This window comes from Vulcaniibacterium gelatinicum, from assembly GCF_008033445.1.
GTDB lineage: Bacteria > Pseudomonadota > Gammaproteobacteria > Xanthomonadales > Xanthomonadaceae > Vulcaniibacterium_B > Vulcaniibacterium_B gelatinicum.
On sequence record NZ_VNKO01000007.1, the window covers coordinates 93,317 to 115,550 of the forward strand.

Annotated in this window: 18 protein-coding genes and 1 pseudogene; 12 read left to right on the forward strand and 7 right to left on the reverse strand. The window is 72.3% G+C overall.

All coding sequences use genetic code 11. The features are described from left to right. Positions 1–7: 7 nt before the first annotated feature. The gene (locus tag FPV26_RS06160; RefSeq protein WP_147652838.1) at positions 8–1,354 is read right to left on the reverse strand and encodes a dicarboxylate/amino acid:cation symporter; all 1,347 of its coding nucleotides are present in this window, start codon (positions 1,352–1,354) and stop codon (positions 8–10) included. Between the two features lie 132 nt (positions 1,355–1,486). Between FPV26_RS06160 and FPV26_RS06165 the strand changes: the two genes are divergently transcribed. Continuing rightward, the gene (locus FPV26_RS06165) at positions 1,487–3,115 is read left to right on the forward strand and encodes an alkaline phosphatase (RefSeq protein WP_147652839.1); all 1,629 of its coding nucleotides are present in this window, start codon (positions 1,487–1,489) and stop codon (positions 3,113–3,115) included. On the opposite strand, the gene FPV26_RS06170 is transcribed toward FPV26_RS06165, so the two are convergent. Continuing rightward, positions 3,116–3,568 (reverse strand): CopD family protein, encoded by a 453-nt coding sequence (locus FPV26_RS06170; protein WP_147652840.1) that lies wholly within the window; start codon positions 3,566–3,568, stop codon positions 3,116–3,118. It abuts the gene before it with no gap. A gap of 39 nt (positions 3,569–3,607) precedes the next feature. Here FPV26_RS06170 and FPV26_RS06175 point away from each other — a divergent pair, with 39 nt between their 5' ends. Together FPV26_RS06175 and FPV26_RS06180 are read left to right on the forward strand one after the other, a co-directional pair. Further along, positions 3,608–4,210 (forward strand): class I SAM-dependent DNA methyltransferase, encoded by a 603-nt coding sequence (locus FPV26_RS06175; RefSeq protein WP_147652841.1) that lies wholly within the window; start codon positions 3,608–3,610, stop codon positions 4,208–4,210. 151 nt (positions 4,211–4,361) lie between these two features. Continuing rightward, positions 4,362–5,186, forward strand: a complete 825-nt coding sequence (locus tag FPV26_RS06180) for a peptidylprolyl isomerase (RefSeq protein WP_246109228.1) — start codon at positions 4,362–4,364, stop codon at positions 5,184–5,186. 48 nt (positions 5,187–5,234) lie between these two features. Here the strand turns inward: FPV26_RS06180 and FPV26_RS06185 are convergent, their stop codons facing one another. Then, positions 5,235–5,693 carry a GNAT family N-acetyltransferase gene (locus FPV26_RS06185; RefSeq protein WP_147652843.1) on the reverse strand — a complete coding sequence of 153 codons (459 nt, stop codon included), beginning with the start codon at positions 5,691–5,693 and terminating at the stop codon, positions 5,235–5,237. Positions 5,694–5,912: 219 nt separating this feature from the next. Here FPV26_RS06185 and FPV26_RS12910 point away from each other — a divergent pair. Then, a pseudogene (locus FPV26_RS12910) lies at positions 5,913–6,050 on the forward strand (type II toxin-antitoxin system HicA family toxin); the annotation flags it as partial. Positions 6,051–6,103: 53 nt separating this feature from the next. Continuing rightward, a complete protein-coding gene (locus FPV26_RS06195) occupies positions 6,104–6,514 on the forward strand; it encodes a type II toxin-antitoxin system HicB family antitoxin (RefSeq protein ID WP_147652844.1) in 411 nt (136 codons plus the stop codon). Between the two features lie 81 nt (positions 6,515–6,595). Here the strand turns inward: FPV26_RS06195 and FPV26_RS06200 are convergent, their stop codons facing one another. From FPV26_RS06200 to FPV26_RS06210, 3 genes are all read right to left on the reverse strand, one after another. Next, entirely contained in the window at positions 6,596–7,303 is a 708-nt protein-coding gene (locus tag FPV26_RS06200; RefSeq protein WP_220429072.1) for a VTT domain-containing protein, read from the reverse strand. Positions 7,304–7,421: 118 nt separating this feature from the next. Then, entirely contained in the window at positions 7,422–9,884 is a 2,463-nt protein-coding gene (locus FPV26_RS06205; RefSeq protein ID WP_246109224.1) for a TonB-dependent receptor, read from the reverse strand. A gap of 16 nt (positions 9,885–9,900) precedes the next feature. Then, on the reverse strand, positions 9,901–11,931 hold the full coding sequence (locus tag FPV26_RS06210; RefSeq protein ID WP_147652845.1) for a tetratricopeptide repeat-containing sulfotransferase family protein: 2,031 nt from the start codon (positions 11,929–11,931) through the stop codon (positions 9,901–9,903). Between the two features lie 245 nt (positions 11,932–12,176). On the opposite strand from FPV26_RS06210, the gene FPV26_RS06215 reads away from it, so the two are divergent. The 3 genes from FPV26_RS06215 (at position 12,177) to FPV26_RS06225 (ending at position 17,349) form a co-directional block, all read left to right on the forward strand. Further along, positions 12,177–12,470, forward strand: coding sequence for a hypothetical protein (locus FPV26_RS06215; protein WP_147652846.1), 294 nt, complete (start codon positions 12,177–12,179; stop codon positions 12,468–12,470). Positions 12,471–12,568: 98 nt separating this feature from the next. Continuing rightward, a complete protein-coding gene (locus FPV26_RS06220) occupies positions 12,569–14,368 on the forward strand; it encodes a DUF885 domain-containing protein (protein WP_147652847.1) in 1,800 nt (599 codons plus the stop codon). A gap of 80 nt (positions 14,369–14,448) precedes the next feature. Then, on the forward strand, positions 14,449–17,349 hold the full coding sequence (locus tag FPV26_RS06225) for a sensor domain-containing diguanylate cyclase (protein ID WP_147652848.1): 2,901 nt from the start codon (positions 14,449–14,451) through the stop codon (positions 17,347–17,349). A gap of 10 nt (positions 17,350–17,359) precedes the next feature. Here FPV26_RS06225 and FPV26_RS06230 read toward each other — a convergent pair whose 3' ends face one another. Beyond that, positions 17,360–18,271: a DMT family transporter gene (locus tag FPV26_RS06230; protein ID WP_147652849.1), complete on the reverse strand. Its 912-nt coding sequence runs from the start codon at positions 18,269–18,271 to the stop codon at positions 17,360–17,362. Between the two features lie 104 nt (positions 18,272–18,375). On the opposite strand from FPV26_RS06230, the gene FPV26_RS06235 reads away from it, so the two are divergent. The 4 genes from FPV26_RS06235 to FPV26_RS06250 all read left to right on the forward strand — a co-directional run bounded on the left by FPV26_RS06235 (position 18,376) and on the right by FPV26_RS06250 (position 22,232). Then, positions 18,376–19,260 (forward strand): LysR substrate-binding domain-containing protein, encoded by an 885-nt coding sequence (locus tag FPV26_RS06235; RefSeq protein WP_147652850.1) that lies wholly within the window; start codon positions 18,376–18,378, stop codon positions 19,258–19,260. A 4-nt stretch (positions 19,261–19,264) separates the two neighbouring features. Then, a complete protein-coding gene (locus tag FPV26_RS06240; RefSeq protein WP_147652851.1) occupies positions 19,265–20,218 on the forward strand; it encodes a DMT family transporter in 954 nt (317 codons plus the stop codon). A 78-nt stretch (positions 20,219–20,296) separates the two neighbouring features. Then, positions 20,297–21,526, forward strand: coding sequence for an ExeA family protein (locus FPV26_RS06245; RefSeq protein ID WP_147652852.1), 1,230 nt, complete (start codon positions 20,297–20,299; stop codon positions 21,524–21,526). A gap of 7 nt (positions 21,527–21,533) precedes the next feature. Further along, on the forward strand, positions 21,534–22,232 hold the full coding sequence (locus FPV26_RS06250) for a general secretion pathway protein GspB (protein WP_147652853.1): 699 nt from the start codon (positions 21,534–21,536) through the stop codon (positions 22,230–22,232). The last annotated feature ends 2 nt before the right edge of the window (positions 22,233–22,234 follow it).

Here is a 22,234-nt window from a genome sequence, read left to right on the forward strand (position 1 = left end):
GCCGGCCTCAGGAGGGGCGGTCGAGCTTGATCTCGGCCGCCTCGCCGGCGGCCACGCCGACGTTGCTCGAGGCCGCGTCGTAGGTGGCCTTGTCGAGCAACCCGGTCTCGCGCGCCACCAGCACCGGCACCAGCATCTGCCCGGTGACGTTGGTCATCGTGCGCATCATGTCGAGCACGCGGTCGATCGCGTACAGGTAGCCGATGGTCTCCAGCGGCAACCCGGCCGCGCTCAGCACCACGGTCGCCATCACCACCGCCGTGCCCGGCACGCCGGCGGTGCCGAAGCTGCCCAGCACCGAGGCGACCAGCACCACCAGGTACTGCTCCGGGGTGAGCGGCACGCCGGTGTACTGGGAGATGAACACCGCGCACAGCGCCGGGTAGATCGCGCCGCAGCCGTCCATCTTGATGCTGGCCCCGAGCGGCACCGCGAACGCGGCGTAGTCGCGGTTCACGCCCAGGTTGTGGGTGACCGAGCGCAGCGAGGCCGGCAGCGCGGCGAAGCTGGAGGAGGCCACGAACGCCACCTCCATGCCCGGCGCGGCGCCGCGGAAGAACTTCAGCGGGTTGAGCCCGTGCGCGAGCAGCAGGCCGCCGTACACCACCACGATGTGCAGCGCGCACGCCACGTACAGCGCCAGCACGAAACTGCCCAGCGGCAGCAGTTTCTCGAAGCCGTAGGCGCCGACCAGGGCCGCGATCAGGCCGAAGGTGCCGAGCGGGGTCACCTCGAGCACGAAACGGGTGATCTGGATCGCGATCTCGCTGGCCTCGCCGGCGAGCTTGCGCGCCAGCGCCACCTTCTCGCCGAGCTTGACCATGGCGAAGCCGACCAGCGCGGCGAAGAAGATCACCGGCAGGATCGAGCCCTTGCCCGCGGCGAGCACGGTCTCGCCGGCCGCGTTCTTCGTCGTGCCGATGCCGGTCAGGGCGTGGAAGGGATTGGCCGGCACCACGTCCAGCAGCACCTGCACCGGGCTGGGCACCTGGCGCGGGACGAAGTTCGGATCCACCTGCAGCGAGGTCACGCCGGTGCCCGGCTGCAGCACCGTACCCACCGCGAGCCCCACGCACACTGCCAGCACCGCGGTGATCGCGAACCACAGGAAGGTGCGCCCGCCGAGCGCGGCGATCGAGCGCTGGCCGTGCAGCGAGGCCACCGCGTTGATCACGGCGAAGAACACCAGCGGCACCGCGATCATCTTGATCAGGGTGACGTACAGGTCGCCGAGCGGCTTGAACCAGGTCTCGGCCGTCGGCCCGAGCAGCCATCCGGCCAGCGCGCCGAGCACGAAGCCGGCCAGCACGCGCTGCCAGAACGGGATCCGGAACCAGGCGGCGGCGAGCGTCATCGGGGCACCTCGCGGGAGCGAAGCCGGGACGATAGCCGAGCCTCCGCCGGTGTGCGAGCACGCGGATGGAACACTCGTATGCCGTCATGGCATTGCCGGCATAATCCGGGCCCTTCCTTCGTCGAAACCGCCATGCCTCGCCTCGCGCTCTGCCTCATCCTGGCCTTCGCCGCCGGCTGTGCCGCCGCGCCGATCGCGCGCACGGACCGCACGCCGGGCCGGATCGCGGTGCCCGTCATCGCGCATCCGCAAGGGGAGGACGCCGCCTGGTGGTACCGCGCCGGCGCCGCCCGCGCCGCCGCCAACGGCGCGATGGCGGGCCGGGCACGCAACGTGATCGTGTTCCTCGGCGACGGCATGAGCCTGCCGACGGTGACCGCCGCACGCATCCTGGAAGGCCAGCGCCGCGGCGCCCCGGGCGAGGAGAACCTGCTCGCGTTCGAGCGCTTCCCGCACACGGCGCTGAGCAAGACCTACAACACCGACTACCAGACCCCGGATTCGGCCGGGACCATGACCGCGATCGCCAGCGGGGTGAAGACCCGGCTGGGCGTGATCGGCCTGGGCCCCGGCGCGACGCCGAAGCGCTGCGCCGGCGCCGCCGGGCACAGGCTGCTGTCCTTCCTGCACCTGGCCGAGAGCGCCGGCCTGGCCACCGGCATCGTCACCACCGCGCGCATCACCCACGCCACCCCGGCGGCGGTGTACGCGCACGTGCCGGACCGCAACTGGGAGGCCGACGCCGACCTGCCGCAGGAGGCGCGCGTGCACGGCTGCCGCGACATCGCCGCACAGCTGCTCGACCAAGCCCATGGCGACGGTCCGGAAGTGGTGCTCGGCGGCGGCCGCGAGCGGTTCCTGCCGGCGACCGCGGCCGACCCCGAGTACCCGAACCGCGCCGGGCGCCGCCGCGACGGCCGCAACCTGATCGCCGAATGGCAGGCCCGCCATCCCGACGGCCGCTACGTCTGGAACGCGCGGCAGCTGGCCGAGGCGCGCGGCGCCCCGCGCCTGCTCGGCCTGTTCGAGCCCTCGCACATGCAGTACGAGGCCGACCGCGCGCGCGACCAGGCCGGCGAACCGAGCCTTGCCGAGATGACCGCCGCCGCGATCCGCACCCTGCAGCGCCGGGGCACGGGCTATGTGCTGCTGGTCGAAGGCGGCCGCATCGACCACGCCCACCACGACGGCAATGCCCGCCGCGCGCTCGAGGACACCATCGCCTTCTCCGACGCGGTGCGCGCGGCGGCCGAACTGACCTCGGAGGACGACACCCTGATCCTGGTCACCGCCGACCACTCGCACACCCTGCACATCGCCGGCTACCCGCAGCGCGGCAACCCGATCCTGGGCAAGGTGCGCGGCCTGAGCGGCGAGGGCGGCGGCGACGGCGACTATGCCCGCGACGCGCTCGGCCTGCCCTATACCACGCTCGGCTACGCCAATGGCCCCGGCTTCGTGCCGCCCGCACGCACGCGCGCCGGCCGGCCGGACCTGAGCGAGGTGGACACCGAGGCGCTCGACTACCGCCAAGAGGCGTTGGTGCCGCTCGCTGCCGAAACCCACGGCGGCGACGACGTCGGCGTGTGGGCACGCGGCCCCGGCGCCGCGGCGGTGCGCGGCACGCTCGAGCAGAACGTGCTGTACCACCTCCTGGTGCAGGCCACGCCGAAGCTGCGCGCGCGCCTGTGCGCCGCCCGCACCTGCAACCGCGACGGCGTGCCGGTGACGCTGCCCCGGCCGCAGGACTTCGGGCGCTGATCAGAACGGCTTGGCCAGCACCAGGTACACCACGCCGACCAGCAGCAGCACCGGCACCTCGTTGAACCAGCGCAGCGTGCGCGCCGACGGCAGCGCGCGTCCGGCGGCGGCGCCCTTCAGCCAGCGCCCGGCGACCACGTAATGCGCCAGCAGCAGCGCCACCAGCGCCAGCTTGGCGTGCAGCCAGCCGCTGCCGGCCGCGACCATGGTCGGGAACGCCGGCAGCGCCCGGTAGCCGAGCCATAGCACCAGCCCGAGCACGACCGCCAGGCCGAACATCGTGTGCCCGAAGCGGTACAGCCGCCGCCCCATCAGCAGCAGCCGCTCGCGCACCGCGGGGACGTCGCCCGCCTCGACCAGGTTGATCAGGATCCGCGGCAGGTAGAACGCGCCGGCCACCCAGGCCATCACGAACACCAGGTGCGCGGTCTTGATCCACAGATAGGCTTGCATCGCATCGGCTCCGGACAAGGCTCGCGTTAGGATGCCACGATGGGCAAGCGCTACGACCGCGACTACTTCGACACCTGGTACCGCCGGCGCGGCCTCGGCGACGCGCGCCGGCTCGCGCGCAAGGTCGCCCTGGCCGTGGCGGTCGCCGAATACCACCTCGAACGCCCGATCCGCAGCGTGCTCGACATCGGCTGCGGCGAGGGCGCCTGGCGCGCGCCGCTGCTGCGGTTGCGGCCGAAGCTGCGCTATCTCGGCTTCGATGGCAGCGAATACGCGGTCGCCCGCTACGGCCGCCGCCGCAACCTGCATCACGCCCGCTTCGGCGACTTCGCCCACCTGCGCCCCTGCCCGCCCGCGGACCTGCTGGTGTGCGCCGACGTGCTGCACTACCTCGACGCGCGCGAACTCGACCGCGGCCTGCCGGGCCTGGCGGCGCTGTGCGGCGGGGTGGCCTTCCTCGAAACCTTCACCCGCGAGGACGAGACCGAGGGCGACGAACACGACTTCCGCCAGCGCCCGGCCGCGTTCTACCGCCGGCGCCTGGAGGCGCTCGGCTTCGCCCAGCTCGGTTCGCACTGCTGGCTCTCGCCCGCGCTGCGCGGCACCGCGACCGCACTGGAGATCGCGCCCACCCCGGCCTGAGCCGGTGGCGGCGCCGGCGCCGCTTCACCACAATCGGCCCACGCCTTCCAGGAGCCCGTCCATGTCCCTGCCCCGTCCGCTCGCCCTCGCGCTGCTGTCCGCCTGCGCCGCCGTCGCGTTCGCCGCCGAGCCGCCGCCCAGGCCGCGCACGATGCAGGAGATCCTGGACGCCTCCACGCCCGCGCACTGGCGCACGCCGGATCCCGAGAACACGCTGTACCTGGAACTGGACGCCGGCCGCGTGGTGATCGAACTCGCCCCGGACTTCGCGCCCGCGCACGTGGCCAACATCCGCGCGCTGGCGAAGGCAGGCTACTGGAACGGCCTGAGCATCAACCGGGTGCAGGACAACTTCGTCGTGCAGTGGGGCGACCCGGCCGAGGAGGCAGTCACGCGCAAACCGCTCGGCGCGGCGCAGGCGAAGCTGCCGGCCGAATTCACCCGCGGCAGCGAGGGCCTGCCCTTCCACCGCCTGCCCGACGCCGACGGCTGGGCGCCCGAGGTCGGCTTCAGCCACGGCTTTCCCGCCGCGCGCGACCCGGCGACCAAGACCGCGTGGCTGGCGCACTGCTACGGCATGGTCGGCGCCGGCCGCGACGTCGCCGCCGATTCCAGCAACGGCAGCGAGCTGTACGTGGTCATCGGCCAGTCCCCGCGCCAGCTCGACCGCAACATCACCGTGGTCGGCCGCGTGATCCACGGCATCGAGCGGCTCAGCGCGCTGCCGCGCGGCACCGGCCCGCTCGGGTTCTACGAGAAGCCGGAGCAGCGCGTGCCGATCCGCGCGATCCGCCTGGCCAGCGAGGTGCCCGAGGCCGAACGCAGCCGGCTCGAGCTGCTGCGCACCGACACGCCGCTGTTCGACGAACTCGTCGAAGCGCGCCGCAACCGCCGCGACGACTGGTACAAGGTGCCCGCCGGCCACATCGACCTGTGCAACGTGCCGCTGCCCGCACGCGAGGCGCCCGCGCGGTAGCCGGCCATTCGCCGGACGCGCGCGGCACGCCGGTTCCGCGGCTGCCAGTCACAGCGCCTTGGCCATGCGCAGCAATTCGTACTCCCAGCCCTCGGACTCGTACAGCGCGCGCGCCCGCGCGTTGCCGGGAAACACCGACAGCGTGAGCCGTTCGCACCCCCGCTCCCTCGCGAAAGCCTCGGCGAAGGCGAGCATGCCTCGCCCATGTCCGCGGCCTTCGTGGCCGGGCGCCACCGCCAGGTCGGACACGTGGCAGTTGCGGCCGCCGGTAAAGAAGTCCTCCAGCAATTGCAGATGCAGGAAGCCCGCGCGGCCGCCGTCCTCCTCCTCGAGCACGTACGGGAACGAGGTCGGCGGCCGCTCGCGCAGCAACCGCTCGAGGTCGCGCCGGATCCCGGCATCGACCATCCCCCGGGTGCGGGTTGCCGGCAGGGGAAATTCGGTGAAACGAGACACCAGGTCGAAGATGAAGGCGTGATCGGCGACGTCGGCGGGACGGATCGGCATGCAGACCAGCAGCACGGAAAGGACGAAGAGGAATCGCGCTGGAATCATCGCACTACGACACGTTTCCGGCCCCCCCCCCCCCGGAGCATTCCCTTCCAAGGCGCTGCTGCCCGGGTGCAAGACAACCCTCTAGCCCCCACGCGCAGCCGATCCGATCCACGACCTCATCGGTAGGTATGGTGTTGACACTGGCAGATGTTGGTGGGTATCGCAACCACCATGAGGAGCGCGGATGTGATACGGATGCTGGAAGCCGACGGCTGGCGGCTGAAGCGCGTGAAGGGATCCCATCACCACTTCGACCACCCGCAGAAGCCCGGCCTGGTCACCGTCCCGCATCCCAAACGCGAGATCCCGCTGCCCACCTGCGCAGCATCTATCGGCAGGCCGGCTGGCCCTGGAGGTAACCCATGCGATTCGCCCTCGCCCTGCACACTGACGATGGCCGCCATTACGGCGTCACCGTGCCCGATCTGCCCGGGTGCTTCTCCGCCGGTGATTCCATTGACGAAGCGATCGAGCAGGCGACCGAAGCGATTGATGGTCACTGCGAGCTGCTGGCCGAACGCGGCGGCGACCTCCCGGCACCGCGTCCACTGGCTGAGCATCAAGCCAACCCGGATCTGGCAGGCGCCATCTGGGCGATCGTGGACGTGCCGATCGAGCGCTACTTCGGCCCCGCGCAGAAGATCAACATCACCGTTCCGGCCGCCACCCTGCGACGCATAGACGACTACGCGCAGCGTCACGGCCTGAGCCGATCCGGATTCCTGGTCGAAGCCGCCCAACGCGCCATGGCCGGCGAAAATCGTGCGGCGTGAACCGGAACCGCCACCATCGGCGGCGAGCGCCCCGCCAAGGCAAGCCTCCGCTTGCACGAGGAAGCCGGGCAGCGCCCACGCTCAACTCCGCAACCGCCGGCGCAGGGCCCAGGCGGCGCCGAGGCTGAGCACGGCGCCGGCCACGCCGAGCGCGATCAGCCAGCCGCCCTGGCGCTGGACCACGCTCTCGCCGGCCAGCACCGCGCCCACGGCGTACGGCAGTTCGGCCAGCGCCAGCGCCGCGGCATAGGTGGAGAAGCGCACGCCCACCAGCCCGCACAGATAGCCCGGGATCTCCGACGGCAGCGCCAGCTGCAGCAGCAGCACGAGCGGAAAGCGCGCCCCGCGCGGCATGCGCTCGGCGTAGAAGGCGATCCGCTGCATCACCCCGTGCCCGCGCAGCAGCGGCTTGCGCAGCCAGCGCCCGATCGCGAACGTGCACATGCCGCCGAGCAGCCAGCCGAGCCAGAGCAGGGCGATGGTGACCGGCACGCCCCAGGCGTGCACGCCCACCGGCACCAGCAGCGCGCTGGAGAAGAACGCCAGCAACGCCGAGGCCGCCGCCAGCAGCACGAACAGCACCGCGCCCGCGACCGGCCGCGCCGCGATCACCGGCTCGGCCGCGTCCAGCGCGTGCTGCAGCAGCCCGAAGGCGGTGTCCGAGGCCAACAGCAGCGCCACCGCCACGAACACCAGCGCCACTGCGGCCGCACGGCGCCAGCCGTGGGTCAGGCGGGAATCGAGCGCGGCGAGCAGGCGCATGCCGTGGGAAGCGAGGGGAGACGGCATCAGGGTGGCATGCGCCGCCGCCGGCGGCCAGCCCGCCCGCGCCGTCCAGGAACGCCGCCGGCACCGCCCGCCTCCGCGACGCGGAGACGGGACGGTGCCGGACGGGAACCGCAAGCGGTCAGAACTCCTGCGAGAAGCGCACCCCCAACGTGCGCGGCTGCGCCACCACGGTGTACGGCTGGAAGCCGCAGGTCGCCGCCGCGCATTGCGAGAAGCGGGCCAGCTCGGCGCGTTCGTCGAAGGCGTTGTTGAGGAACACGTCCACCTTCCAGTTGTTGCGCCGGAAGCCCGCCGAGAGGTCCACCAGCGTGTACGCATCGAGGTCGCCGAGCAGCTGGCGTTCGACCTCACGCAGGTCGGTGGTGCGGTCGCCCTGGTGGAACAGCGAGGTCTGGAAGTACGCCTCGCCGTCGGCCACGTCCCAGACGTAACGCCCGGTCAGCGCGCCCTTGAACCGCGGCGTGATCGGCAGCCGCGAGCCGGCGAAGGCGCGGTCGAACTCCCAGTCGGGGTCCGAGCATTCGGTCACCGGCCGGTTGTTGGCGTCGAGCGTGCCGCAGTAGTTCTCGGTCAGGCGCGCGTCGTACCAGGCGAAGCCGCCGGTCAAGGTGAAGTTGTACGTCGCGGCCCAGTTCAGCTCCAGCTCCAGGCCGTCGATCTGCGCCTGCGCCGCGTTGCGGATCTCGGTCAGGCCCTGCTGGCCGAGGTAGGAGAACTGGAAGTCCTCCCAGTCCTGGCGGAACACGGCGCCGTTGAGCGAGAGCCGGTTGTCGGCCCAGGTGGTCTTCCAGCCGAGCTCGTAGTTGGTGAGGAAGTCGGAGCTGTACGGCGGGATCGTGCCGCGGCGGTTGATGCCGCCGGGGCGGTAGCCCTCCGACCAGGTGGCGTACACCAGCTTGGTGTCGCTGATGTTCCAGGTCAGGTTCAGGCGCCCGATCGAGTCGTCCTCCTCCACCCGCTTGTCGAGGTTGGTGCAGGGCGCGCCGTGGAAGCGCTCGGGCGAGAAGCACGCCGCCTCGCCGGTGGAGCCGCTGAAGCCCGAGCCGAAGCCGAAGAAGCCCTTGAGGCTGTTGTCGGCCTCGAACCAGCGCATGCCGGCGGTCAGGGTGAGCCGGTCGGTCAGGTCGAACGAGACCTCGCCGAAGATCGCCTGGTCGCGGTCGCGCCGTTCCTGCGCGGTCAGCCAGATGGTGTCGGGCCAGCCGCCGACCTCCAGGCTGTCGGCCAGGTTGTCGATGCGGTAGCGCTGCAGGATGTCGTGCTCCTGCTGCTGCCAGAACAGGCCGGCGACGAAGCGCACGCGCCGGTCCGCGGGCGAGGCGATGCGCAGTTCGTGGCTGCGCTTCCTGTAGCCGTCCACCGCCTGGATGTACTGCGACGGATTGATCAGCGCGCCGTCGTTGTCGTAGAAGTACGCGCCGTACCCGGCCAGGGTGTCGTACCAGAACGCGTAGTCGTTGTAGTCCGACTCCGAGTCCACGTCGCGCTTGAGGTGCGAGAAGGCGTAGGTGAGGTCGAAGTTGCCGATCCGGCCTTCCACCGTGAGCGCGGCCTGCACCCAGCGGTCGTCGGACGATTCCGGGTAGAAGTGCGTCACCGCGAGGTCGCCCACGCTCGGGTCGTAGCCGCGGCTGCCGTAGGCGCGCATCTTCTGCCCCATCACCTGCGGCGTCACCGTCCAGTTTTCGTTGAGGTCGATGCGCAGCGCGGCGCGCGCGCCGTAGACGTCGGCCTCGTTGTAGTCGTCCTCGGCGCGGCCGGCGCACACGCGGGTGGGCGAGGCCACGCAACCCGGGCTGTTGTCCACCGTGATGCCCGAGGTCGGGAAGGTGCGGCTGCCGGCGACGTTGTCCACGTAGCCGGCCTCGCGCTTCTCCCAGCCGACCAGGCGGACCGCCATGTTGTCGCGGATCGGGGCGTTGACGAAGGCCTCGGCCACATGGCCGATGTCGCCGCCGTCGATCGCGCTGGCCTCGATGCTGTAGGCCGAGGAGAACCCGGACGGATCCGGCTTGCGGGTGATGATGCGCACCGTGCCGGCCTGGGAGCTGGCGCCGTACAGCGTGCCCTGCGGGCCGGCCAGGGCCTCGACCCGCTCGATGTCGTACATGTGGATGTCGAGCGAGCCCTGGATGGTGGTGATCGGCTGCTCGTCGAGGTACATGCCCACGCTCGGCTGCGAGCCGGAGTGGTTGCCGTCGCCGCCGCTGGCGACGCCGCGCATGTACACCTGGACGAAGCCGGGGCCCGAGAACACGCCGCCGCCGGCGGTGCCGTAGGACAGGCTCGGGATCATCTTGGCGTAGTCGTCGAAGTCGGCGACGAACTGCTGCTCGAGCTGCTCGGTGCCGATCGCCTGGATGCTGATCGGCACCTTCTGCAGGTTCTCCGCGCGCTTCTGCGCGGTCACCACCACCGTCTCCAGGGTGCGCGCCTCCTGCTCCTGCGGAGCGGCCGGCTGCTCGGCCTCCTGGGCGAAGGCCGCCTGGCCCATCGCCAGGCAGACCGCCACCGACAGCGGCAGGCGCCTGAACCGGGCGCGCCTGGGAACTCCCGACTTGCTGCGTTGCATCGTCTTCATCTCCCCGTTGGGTGCATCAGGCAGGTGACGTCCCGGACGACTCGTCCGGCACGTCGGGATAGGTGTCCAGCACGCGGCCCAGCGCCGCCTTCAGCGGGCCGAGCCAGGGTTCGTAATGCCGCCAGTGGTCCAGCCCCTCGCGGTAGATCGGCCGCCGCACCTGCTCGGAGCTGGCGGTGCGCACCGGGCGGTCGTTCTCGAAGAAGCGCAGGCAGCGCGGGTCGAACGGCAGCCCGCAGTAGTCGAGCAGGCGCCGCACCTCGGCCTCGGTGTCCTCGACCATGCGCTCGTAGATCACCCGGTGCACGTGCCCGGGCAGCACCGCGTCGAAGTGCGCCATCAGCGCCACGTAGTCGCGGTAGTAGCGGCCGAGATCCTCGAGCGAGTAGCTGAAGTCCTGGCCACGGGCGAAGTGCTGCTTGAACGCCGAGAAGCAGCAGGCGAGCGGATGCCGGCGCGCGTCCACGATCTTGGCGTTCGGCAGCATCAGCCGGATCAGGCCGACGTGGGCGAAGTTGTTCGGCATCTTGTCCACGAACAGCGGCGCGCCGCGCTTGCGGTGCACGCGGGTGCGGGCCAGGTAGCGCTCGCCGAGCGCGCGCAGCGCGTCGGCGCCGAGCGTGGCCAGCACGTCGTGGTAGGTCTGCCCCGGCGCGGCGCGGCGGCGCAGCTCGCGGGTGATCGAGATCACCTCGGGCAGCTCCATCGTGCCCTCGACCTGCGGGTGGCTGGACAGGATCTGCTCGACCAGGGTCGAACCCGCGCGCGGCAGGCCGACCACGAAGATCGGGTCCGGATCCGGCGCACCCCAGCCGGCGCGCGCGGCGAAGAATTCGCGCGTGTACAGCGTGCGTGCCCGCTGCACGCGCGCGGCGGTCTCGTCGGCGTCGTAGGGCACCCGCCGGCGGCGCAGGGCGTTGCCGCGCGCGTAGTGCTCGAACGAGGCGGCGTATTCGGCCGCGTCCTCCAGCGCCTTGCCGAGCGCGAACTCCAGGTGCAGGCGGTGCTCGTCGGGCAGGTCGCCGCGTGCCAGCGCCGCGCGCATCGCCTCCAGGTCGGCGGGCTCGAAGCGGAAGGTCTTGAGGTTGGCCAGGCTCCACCAGGCCTCGCCGAAGGCCGGATCGAGCGCGATCGCGCGGCGGTAGGCGGCGATCGCGCGCGCGGTCTCGCCGGCGGTCTTGAGCGCGTGGCCGTAGCTGAGCCAGATGCGCGGATGGCCCGGATACTCGGCCAGGATGCCGTCGTACAGCGCCAGCGCCGGCGCGTAGTCGCCGGTGCGGCACAGGATCACCGCCTTGAGGTTGCGGTAGCTGGCGTTGGCCGGGTCGTGCGCGAGCAGCCGCTCGACCTGGGCCAGGGCCTCCTGCGGCTTGTTGGCCCGGTGCAGCACCTGGGCATAGTTCTGGCGCGCGGCGTGGAAGCCGGGGGCCAGCTCCAGGCAGCGCTCGAGCAGTGCCTCGGCGTCCTCCACCCGGCCCAGGCGTGCGGCCACCTCGGCCAGCATCCGGATCGCGGCCACGTCGGTGGGCGCCTGGCGCAGGTGCGCGCGCAGCAGCGCCTCGGCCTCGGGCAGTCGGTTGCCGGCCAGGGCGTCGGCGGCCCGCAGCAGCTGCGGGTCGCGCACCGAGTGGCGGACGTATTGGGTCCGCGCGGCGTCGGCGCCGGCCTCGTCGCCGATCGCGGCGAGGTGGTCGGCCAGCGCCAGCCAGGCGCGCGGCAGATCGGGCTTGAGCGCCACCGCGCGCCGCAGCGCGGCCACCGCGGCATCGCCCTGCCCGGCCCGGCCCAAGGCCAGGCCCAGCTCGAACTGCGCCTGCGGCCAGTGCGGGTGGGCGTGAACCAGCGGTTCGAGCAGCGCCAGCGCACGCTCCGGCGCGCCGCAGGCGGTGTGCGACGCGGCCAGGATCAGCTGCGCGGGCGGGTGGCCGGGCAGCACGCGCAGGATTTCCTGCGCCTGTTCGCCGGCCAGCGCCGGGTCGGTGCCGAGCAGACGCGCGGCGTGCGCGAGCGCGACCTCGGGCGAGGCGGTCGGCGCGGGCGCGCTCACCCGGCCACTCCCGCGCAGGAGTCGCCAGCATCTCCGCCAGGCCCGATTCCGATCATGCGCCTCCCCGTCACCCCAACCGCCTCCGCGCGCCACCGGCCGAACGCAACGGCGCTCCCCGACCGGTCGCCCCCACGGGCGTCGTTGCAATCTAAACCGGGCCCGCGCGCCCACGCCAGCCGACGCCGTCACGGCACCGGCGTAGACTGGCTCCGCCGCCCCCGTCCGATCCGTCCCGGAGGTGCCCCATGCCCATGCTGCGCATCCGCCTCACCGGCAGCGACGACCGCGTGCGCGCGATCACCAACCTGCTGCAGAGCCTGGACGGCATCGAGCACGTCGAGGAGGTCGGCGACCTGATGCCGCACCTGGACGACGCGGATTCCAGCTCGGCGGGCCTGAGCGACATCGGCGGACCGGACGTGCACGAGATCGAGATCGAGGCGCCCAACCCCTCCACCGCGCGCAAGGTGCGCGAGGCAGTCGAGATGCTGGCCTTCGATCTGGACGTGCTGGCCGAGTTCGAGGAAGACGAGGAGTGAAGGGCGCGCGCTGCCGGGGATCGCAACGGTAGGGGCTCATGCCCGCCCGGTGCGGGACGGCCTATGCTTGCCCTCCCGTCCCCCAGCCCTCGCCCCCCATGCGCTACGCCCTCCTCGCTGCCGCCCTGACCGCCGCCCTCACCGCCTGCCAGGCGCAGGCGCCGGCCGTCCCCGCCGCCCACCAGGCCACGGCCGCCGCCTCGCAGGCCGACGCCGCCTTCGCCGGGATCTCGCGCCGGTGGCTCGACGGCTGGATGCGGCTCAACCCGGTCGCCGCGACCCAGATCGGCGACCACCGCTTCGACACCGAGGTGGACGACCTCGGCGCCGCCGGGCGGCAGGCGCTGGTGGACTTCAGCAAGCGGCTGCTGGCCGAGCTCGACGCGCTCGACCGCAGCAGGCTCTCGCGCGAGAACCAGGTGGACGCGCTGATCCTGCGCAACCAGCTGCAGAGCGACATCTGGAACATCGAGACGCTGCAGTCCTGGGCCTGGGACCCGCAGGTGTACAGCCAGCTCGCCGGCGGGGCGATCTACACCCTGATGGCGCGCGAGTTCGCGCCCATGCCCGAGCGCCTGAAGGCCGCGACCGCGCGCATGGAGAAGCTGCCGGCCCTGCTGGCGCAGGCGCGCGAGAACCTCGACCCGGCGCGGGTGCCGAAGGTCCACGCCGAGACCGTGGCGAAGCAGAACGCGGGCGTGCTGAGCCTGATCGACGAACTGGTGCTGCCGAACGCCGACCAGTTGCAGGGCGAGGACCGCAAGCGCCTGGACGCGGCGATCGAGACCGTGCGCAAGGCGGTGGCCGAGCACCAGGCCTGGCTCGACGGCACCCTGGTGCCGAACGCGAAGGGCGACTTCCGCCTCGGCCGCGCGCTGTACGACCAGAAGCTGCGCTTCGCCCTCAACTCGGCGCTCTCGCGCGAGGAGATCAGGCGCCGCGCCGAGGCCGAGCTGAGCCGCGTGCGCGGCGAGATGTACAAGGTCGCGCGGCAGGTGCTGAAGGACCGCCCGAACGCCCCGCCGCTGCCCGACGCGCCCACGCCGGAACAGCAGCAGGCCGCGATCGAGGCTGCACTCGAGCTGGCCTACGCCGAGCGGCCGACGCGCGACGCGGTGGTGGAGACCGCCCGGCAGACCCTGGCCCAGGCCACCGAGTTCGTGCGCGCCAAGAACCTGGTCAGCGTGCCCGACGACCCGGTGAAGATCATCCTGATGCCGGAGTTCCAGCGTGGCGTCGCGGTCGCCTACTGCGACTCGCCCGGCCCGCTCGACAAGGGCCTGGAGACCTACTACGCGATCTCGCCGATCCCCGACGACTGGACCGACGAACAGGCCGACTCGTTCCTGCGCGAATACAACACGCGCATGATCCACCTGCTCTCGATCCACGAGGCGATGCCGGGCCACTACCTGGAGGGCGCGCACTCGGCGCGGCACCCCTCCACCCTGCGCGCGGTGCTGCGCTCGGGCCTGTTCGCCGAGGGCTGGGCGGTGTACACCGAGGACGTGATGATGAACGCTGGGTACCTGGACAACGACCCGCTGTTCCGCCTGGTCCGCTACAAGTTCTACCTGCGCGCGGTGGCCAACGCGATCCTCGACCAGGGCGTGCACGTGGACGGCTGGACCCGCGAGCAGGCGATGGACCTGATGACCCGGCAGACCTTCCAGCAGGAGCGCGAGGCCGCCGGCAAGTGGGTCCGCGCCCAGCTGACCTCGGCGCAGCTGCCGACCTACTTCGTCGGCGTCCAGGAGCACTACGACCTGCGCCGGGCGATGGAGCAGAAGCTCGGCAAGGACTTCGACGAGAAGCGCTTCCACGACGCGGTGCTGTCCTACGGCGCGCCGCCGGTGCGGTTCGTGCGCCAGCTCATGCTCGACCAGCCGATCGAATGAACTGCGACGCCGCTCCCGGCTCGACCGCCGGAGCGGCGGCAGGCTAAAGTCAGGGGGGGGGAACGCCGAGGGAGGCGTCCATGCAGCAGTCCGGAGCGGAGGCTGGCTCGCGCACGACGGCGCCCGAGGCGCTGGCCGTCCGCCTGCTCCAGGCTGCCACCCCGGAGGCCGTGGCCGAGGTGCTGTGCGCCCGCCTGGCCGAGCAGGGCATCGAGGGCACGGTCCTGTGGTCCGCGGCCTGGCCCGGGGACATCCGCGCCCATCCCCCCGCCCGCGCCACATCGGCCCTGTTCGACGCCGCCTGCGGCGCCATCGCCGCGCACCGCACGCGCCACGCCCCTCCCGCCGACCTGCACGTGCTGAGCGACGACGGCGAGCACGTGGCCGCCCTGCTGCATTGCGCCGGCGGGCAGCCCGACCCGGCGACGATCGCCGCGGCCGGCATGCGCATGGCCGAGACCCTGGCCATGCAGCAACTGCACGACACCGTGGCGCGCCTGGAGCAGTCCGAGAAGCTGCAGCGCGCGCTCTACGCGATCGCCGACCTGGCCGGCTCCGACCTCGACATGCCGGCGATGCTGCGCGAGCTGCACCGCATCGTCTCGGACCTGATGTATGCGGAGAACTTCTTCCTGGCGCTGTACGACCGCGAACGCGACAGCGTGCGTTTCCTGTACTTCGTGGACACCGTGGACCCCGAGCCGCCGGCGCAGGACGAGGAGTTCCCGCTGTCGCGGTTCGAGCATTCCCTGTCCTGGTACGTGATCCGCGACGCCAAGCCGCTGATGGGCACCACCGAGGAACTGCGGCGGCAGGTCTCAGGTCCGCTGCAACTGCACGGCGCGGACAGCTACGACTGGCTGGGCGTGCCGCTGATGCGCAACGGGCGGGTGCACGGCGTGATGGTGGTGCAGACCTACATCCCGGGCATGCGCTACACCCGCGCTGAGATGGCCCTGCTGTCCTTCGTCGCCGAGCACGTGCTCACCGCGCTGGAACGCAAGCAGCGCCACGCCGATCTGGAACAGCGCGTGCGCGAGCGCACCGCCCAGCTCGACCTGGCCATCACCGAGCTGCGCCGCGAGGTGGCCGAGCGCGAGCGCGGCGAACAGCTGCAGGCGGCGCTGTACCGGATCGCGGCCCTGGCCAGCACCGACGAGAGCACCGAACGCTTCTACCGCCACGTGCACTCGATCGTCGGCGAGCTGATCAACGCCCGCAACTTCTACATCGCCCTGCTCTCGGACGACCGCTCCCAGGTTCATTTCCCCTACGTGGTGGACGAACACGGGGCGCAGTGGGAATCGCGCCCGTTCGGCCGCGGCCTGACCGAGTACGTGGTCCGCTGCGGCACCCCGCAACTGGTGGACATGGCCCGCGCCGCGCAGCTGGCCCAGGCCGGCGAGATCGACGACTACATCGTCGGCGAGCCGTCGCTGATGTGGCTCGGTGCCCCGCTGTTCGGCGAGGACGAGGTGATCGGCGTGGTCGCCGTGCAGACATATTCGCCGGACGTGCGCTACGACGAGCGCGACGCCGAGCTGCTGCGCTTCGTCTCCTACCAGATCGCCAGCAGCCTGCAGCGCCGCCGCGCGGCCGAACTGCTGGTCCGGGCGAACGCGGAGCTGGAGCGGCGGGTCGAGGAGCGCACCCGCGAGCTGCGCGCCGAGATCGAGGTGCGGCAGCAGGTCGAGGCCATGCTCAAGCACCAGGTCCTGCACGACCCGCTCACCGGCCTGCCCAACCGGGTGTACATGCGCGAACGGATCGAGCGCGCGCTGGCCGCGGTGCGCCGCGACCGCAACTATCGTTTCGGTGTGCTGTACCTCGACGTGGACCGGTTCAAGCTGGTCAACGACACCCTCGGCCACCTGGCCGGCGACCAGGTGCTGCAGGAGGTCGCACGCCGGCTCAGCCGTTCCGTGCGCGAACCCGACGTGGTCGCGCGGCTGTCCGGCGACGAGTTCGCGATCCTGCTCGAGCACGTGCAGATCCCGGAGACGGCCACCAAGGTCGCGCAGCGCGTGATCCAGGCCATGGCCAAGCCCATGGAAGTGGTCGGGCAGACCATCCAGGTGGGGGCCAGCATCGGCATGGCGATGGGCGACCATCGCTACGCGACCGTGGACGACGTGCTGCGCGATGCCGACACCGCCCTGTACCGGGCCAAGACCACCGGCCGCAACCGGCTGGTGCTGTTCGACGAGCAGCTGCACCAGGCGGCGATGAACGTGCTCGAGCTGGAGCAGGACCTGCGCAGGGCGATCACGCACGACGAATTCCTGCCCTACTTCCAGCCGCTGGTGCGGCTGGAGGACGGCGCCGTGGTCGGCTACGAGGCGCTGCTGCGCTGGCGGCACCCGCGGCGCGGGCTGCTGGCGCCGGGCGAGTTCCTGGCCACCGCCGAGGACAGCGGGCTGATCGAGCAGATCGACTGGCGCATGTTCCGCCTCTCGATGGTGCACTCACGCAGCTTCCTGCACCCGGACCAGTTCCTCACCATCAACGTCTCGCCCCGCCTGTTCCAGTACGGGGACCTGGACCAGCGCCTGCTGGCACTGACTTCGGAGACGGGATTCCCGGCCTCGCAACTGCGCATCGAGGTCACCGAGGGCACCCTGCTCGGCGATCCGGCGACGGTGGCGGTGGTGCTCGAACGCCTGCGCGCGGCCTGCATCGAGGCGGCGCTGGACGACTTCGGCACCGGCTATTCCTCACTCGGCCACGTGCACCTGTTCCCGCTGAAGATGATCAAGATCGACCGCTCCTTCGTGGAAGCGGTGAGCGCGAAGGACAACACCCGCAGCAATGCCGTGATCGGCGCGATCCTGGCGCTGGCGCGCTCGCTGGGGCTCGAAGTGGTGGCCGAAGGCATCGAGACCGAGGCCCAACGCCGCGCCTTGCAGGAGATGGGCTGCCCCTACGGCCAGGGCTACCTGTTCGCCAGGCCCGGCCCGGGGGAGCAGTGGCGGCCGGCGTAGCGCGCGGCCGTCACGGCCGCTTGCCCTCACGCTGGCTCAGCGCCACGCTGCCCAGGATCAGCGCGCCGGCCACGGCCATCGCCGGTGTCACCGGCTCATCCAGCAGCAGCCAGGCCCAGGCCACGCCGAACACCGGGACCAGATAGGTCACGGTCGAGGCACGGGCGGGGCCGATGCGGGCGATCAGCCGGTAGTAGCTGACGAACGCCAGTCCGGTGCAAAGCACGCCCAGCATCGCCGCGGACAGCCACGACTCCGCCGGGATGCTCCGCTCCGGCCAGGCCAGGATCGCGAACGGAAGCGTCAACAGCGCCGTGCTGCCCAGCGCCGCCGAGGCCACCGCCGCCGGCGGCAGGCCGGTCAGGTGCCGGCGGACCAGGTGCAGGCCGACGCCGTACAGGAACGCCGCCGTCGCGCCCGCAGCCACCGCCCAGCCGATGCTGAAACCGGCGATCTTGCCGCTCGCCAGCACCACCACGCCGGCGAACCCGGTCAGCAGCGCCACCGCGCGCCGGGTGCCGATGCGCTCGCCGAAGAACAGGAACCCGACCAGCGCGGTGAACAGCACCGTCATCGCGTTGGCGATCGCGCCGATCCCGGCCGGCGCGCGCTGCGCGGCCCAGGCGAAGAGCATGAACGGCACCGCCGAGTTGATCGCCCCGATCAGCGCCACTTTCGGCCACAGCCGGGCCGGAAACTGCACCCGCGCCCGCCACAGGAAGGGCAGCAGCACCAGCGAACCCAGTGCCAGGCGCACCTCGACCAGGGCGATCGTGCCGAAGTCGTCGGCGGCGATGCGCATGAACAGGAAAGAGGCGCCCCAGACCGCGCCGAGCAGCCCGAGTTCGAGCGGCGTGAGCCACGCGCGCCCGCTGTTGCGGGGGAGGGACAGGCCAAGGGCGGCGTCGGCGGGCCGGGACATGGGACAGGAACCGGATTGATGGCAGGCCGCCATTGTCCGTCGCGCTGGAATCCGCACAAGCGCATACTTCTCAAGACAGACTTGAACCTGATTTGAGGCTGAGCATGGCCCTGCGCGCGGACTGGCTCCCGGCCCTGGCGGCGTTCGAGGCCGCCGCCCGCCACCAGAACTTCGCCCACGCCGCCGAGGAGCTGCACCTGACCGCGAGCGCGGTCAGCCACCACGTGCGCAAGCTCGAGAATCGGCTCGGGGTGATGCTGTTCCAGCGCCACGCCCGCGGCGTGACCCTGACCGCAGAAGGCCGCCAGCTCGCCGACGCCGCCGGCAGCGCGCTGGCCGACATGGAGGGCGTGCTGCGCAGCCTGCGCACCCCGCGCGAGGAGCGCGACCGGGTCCGGATCACCACCCTGCACTCGCTCACCCACGCCTGGCTGCTGCCGCGCCTGCCCGATTTCCATGCCCGCCACCCGCAACTGCGCGTGGTGGTGGACACCGAGATCGCGCTCACCCGCTTCGACGAGGGCGGCCCGGACCTGGCCATCCGCCACGGTCCCGGCCACTGGCCGGGCCTGACCGCGCACCTGCTGATGGACGACGCCCTGTTCCCGGTCGCCGCGCCGGCGCTGGCGCAGCGCCTGCACACGCCGGCCGACATCGCCTGCGCCCCCCTGGTCGCCGACCTCTCGCGCCAGGGCTGGCCCGACTGGTTCCGCGCCGCGGACGTGCACGGCGCGCAGCCCGACGTGCGCCTGACCTTCACCGACTCCACCGACGCCCTGCTCGCCGCCGCGCTCGGCCTCGGCGTGGCGCTGGCGCGCAAGCGCATCGTCCGGCCGTGGCTGGCCGACGGCCGCCTGGTGCCCTTGCCCGGTCCGGTGCTGCCGGCACGCTGGAGCTACTACGTCGTCTATCCCTCGCACCGCCGCCTGCGCCCGCCGGCACGGTCGTTCGTGGACTGGCTGCTGGCGCTCGAACCGGACCAGGATTGACGCGATGTCCGCCGCCCTCTCCCCCCATGCCCGCGCCCTGCTGCAGATCCACTTCTGCGTGCTGCTGTGGGGCTTCACCGCGATCCTCGGCAAGCTGATCACCCTGCCCGCGCTGCCGCTGGTGTGGTGGCGCATGCTGATCGTGGTGGCGCTGCTCGCGCTGGTGCCGCGGGTGTGGCGCGCGCTGCGCGCGATGCCGGCGCGGCTGCGCTGGGCCTACGCCGGCATCGGCGTGCTGGTGGCGCTGCACTGGCTCACCTTCTACGCCTCGATCAAGCTCTCCAACGCCTCGGTCGGCGCCACCTGCATGGCGCTGGGCACCGTGTTCACCGCGCTGATCGAACCGTCCCTGACCGGCAGGCGCCTGTCCAAGCGCGAGATCGCGCTCGGCCTTGCGGTGCTGCCCGGGGTGGCGCTGGTGGTCGGCGGCGTGCCGTCCGGCATGCACCTCGGGATCGTGGTCGGCGCCATCTCCGCGCTGCTGGTGGCGATCTTCGGCTCGCTCAACAAGCGCCTGGTGGACCACGGCGACGCGCTCACCGTCACTGCGCTCGAGCTCGGCGCCGGCACCGTCGCCCTGAGCCTGCTCGCGCCACTGCTGCCGGCCCTGGTCCCGGCCTTCGGCAGCGCGACCTTCGTGCTCCCGGGCGCGCGCGATGCGGCCTACCTGCTCACCCTCGCCCTCGCCTGCACCCTGCTCCCGTTCGCGCTCTCGCTGGTGGCGCTGCGCCACATGAGCGCCTTCGCCGCCCAGCTCGCGGTCAACCTCGAACCGGTGTACGCGATCCTGCTCGCCATCGTCCTGCTCGGCGAGCAGCGCGAACTCTCCCCCGCGTTCTACCTCGGCGTGGCCATCATCCTGGCCGCGGTGCTGGTGTACCCGCTGATCGCCCGGCCGCGGCACCTCGAGCACGCCGAGGTGCTGGCGACGGCGGAGTCGAAGCAGGTGGCGGATTGATGTCAACGCCGGCACGCCGGATGTGCCCTCCGCGCCGGTTCGTGGCAGGCTAACCGCACCCATCCCTCCGGCCCGCGCATGTACCTCGAGTTCTACGGCCTGAAGGAGCCGCCGTTCTCGATCACGCCCGACCCGCGCTTCGTGTTCCTGAGCGAGCGCCACCGGGACGCGCTGGCGCACCTGCTGTTCGGGATAGACAAGGGCGGCGGCGGGGGGTTCGTGCAGCTCACCGGGGAGGTGGGCACGGGCAAGACCACGCTGTCGCGGCTGCTGCTGGAACAGCTGCCGTCGCACACCCAGGTGGCGCTGGTGCTCAATCCGCGGCTGAGCCCGGTGGAGCTGCTGGAGACGGTGTGCGAGGAGCTGCACGTCGGCATCGAGGGCCGGCGCGGCAGCCTCAAGGCGCTCACCGACGCGCTCAACGCCTGGCTGCTCGCGGCCTATGCGCAGGGCCGGCGCGCGGTGCTGATCGTGGACGAGGCGCAGGCGCTGTCGGTGCCGACGCTGGAACAGATCCGGCTGCTCACCAACCTGGAGACCGACACGCAGAAGCTGCTGCAGGTGGTGCTGCTCGGGCAGCCCGAGCTGCGCGCGCTGCTGGCGCGGCCGGAGCTGCGCCAGCTGGCCCAGCGCGTGACCGCGCGCTACCACCTCACCCCGCTGGACGCGGGCGAGACCGCGGCCTACCTGCGCCACCGCTTCGCCGTGGCCGGCGGCCTGCGCTTCCCGTTCGACGAACGCGCGCTGCGCCGCATCCACCGCCACAGCGGCGGCGTGCCGCGGCTGATCAACGTGATCGCCGAACGCGCGCTGCTCGGCGGTTATGCGCACGACCGCGCGGTCATCGACGCGCGCATCGTGGACCGTGCCGCGCGCGAGGCGCTGGCGCCCGCGCCGCCGCGCTGGCGGGCACGGGTGCTGTGGGGCGCCGCCGCCGCAGGCGTGACGGTGCTCGCGCTGGTGTTCGCGGACACATGGCTGCCCTCCTGGACGACACCCGCGACTGCGTCCGCACCGCCGCCTGCGCCGCGCAGCGCAGTGCAGGCGCCGCGGCCCGACCCTGTGCCGACCGCGACGGGGCCCGACCTGGCGACGCTGCCGCTGCCACTGCCGCTGGATGTCGGCGGCGATACCGGCCGCTGGCTGCGCGCCACGCTCGGCGTCGCTCCGGCACAGGTGCCCACGCCCGCGGACGTGCGGCGTTTCCAGCGCGCCCATGGGCTGCGCGAGGACGGGGTGATCGGCCCCGCCACGCTGCTCGCGCTGGCACGCGCCCAACCGGGGCCGGGGCACGAGAGATCACAGTGAGGCCGCCATGTCGCTGATCCTCGACGCCCTGCGCAAGTCCGAAGCCGAGCGCCGCCGTGCGCAGGTGCCGGACCTGTTCGCGCAAACGGCACTGGCCGCGACCGCGCAGCCGCATGCGCGGCGCGGCGGATGGCGGTGGGCAGCCGCCGGCGTGCTGACGGTGGCGGCGGTGGCGTGGGGGCTGTCGGCATGGTGGCCTGCGCCCACGCCGATGCGCCCCCACCCCGCCCCTCCCCCGCAAGCGGGGGAGGGAGTGGAAGCACCGCACAGCAGTGCCGCCGTCGCACCGCCACCCGCTGCCCCCTCCGCTCCCGCTCGCGGCGGGGCGCGTCCCCACCCCGCCCCGCCCTCCCCCACACCAGTCCCCCTCACCCGCTTGCGGGAGAGGGTTGGGGAGGGGGCGCCACCCGCGCCGGAAGTCCCCGACTCCCGCCCACGGCAGGACGATGCAAGCGCCGTTGCGCCGCCCCAGGCCGACGACGCGCTGCGCCTGGCCGACCTGGGCGTCGAGGAACGCAAGCAGTTGCCGCCGCTGAAACTCAGCGTGCACCTGTGGGACGGCGACCCCGCACGGCGCTTCGTGATCCTCGACGGACAGCGGCTCGGCGAAGGCGACCGCATCGGCGAGGCGGTCGTCGAACAGATCACCCGCGACGGCGTGGTCCTGGCCTGGAACGGCCGGCGCCTGCGCCTGTCGCTGCCTTGACC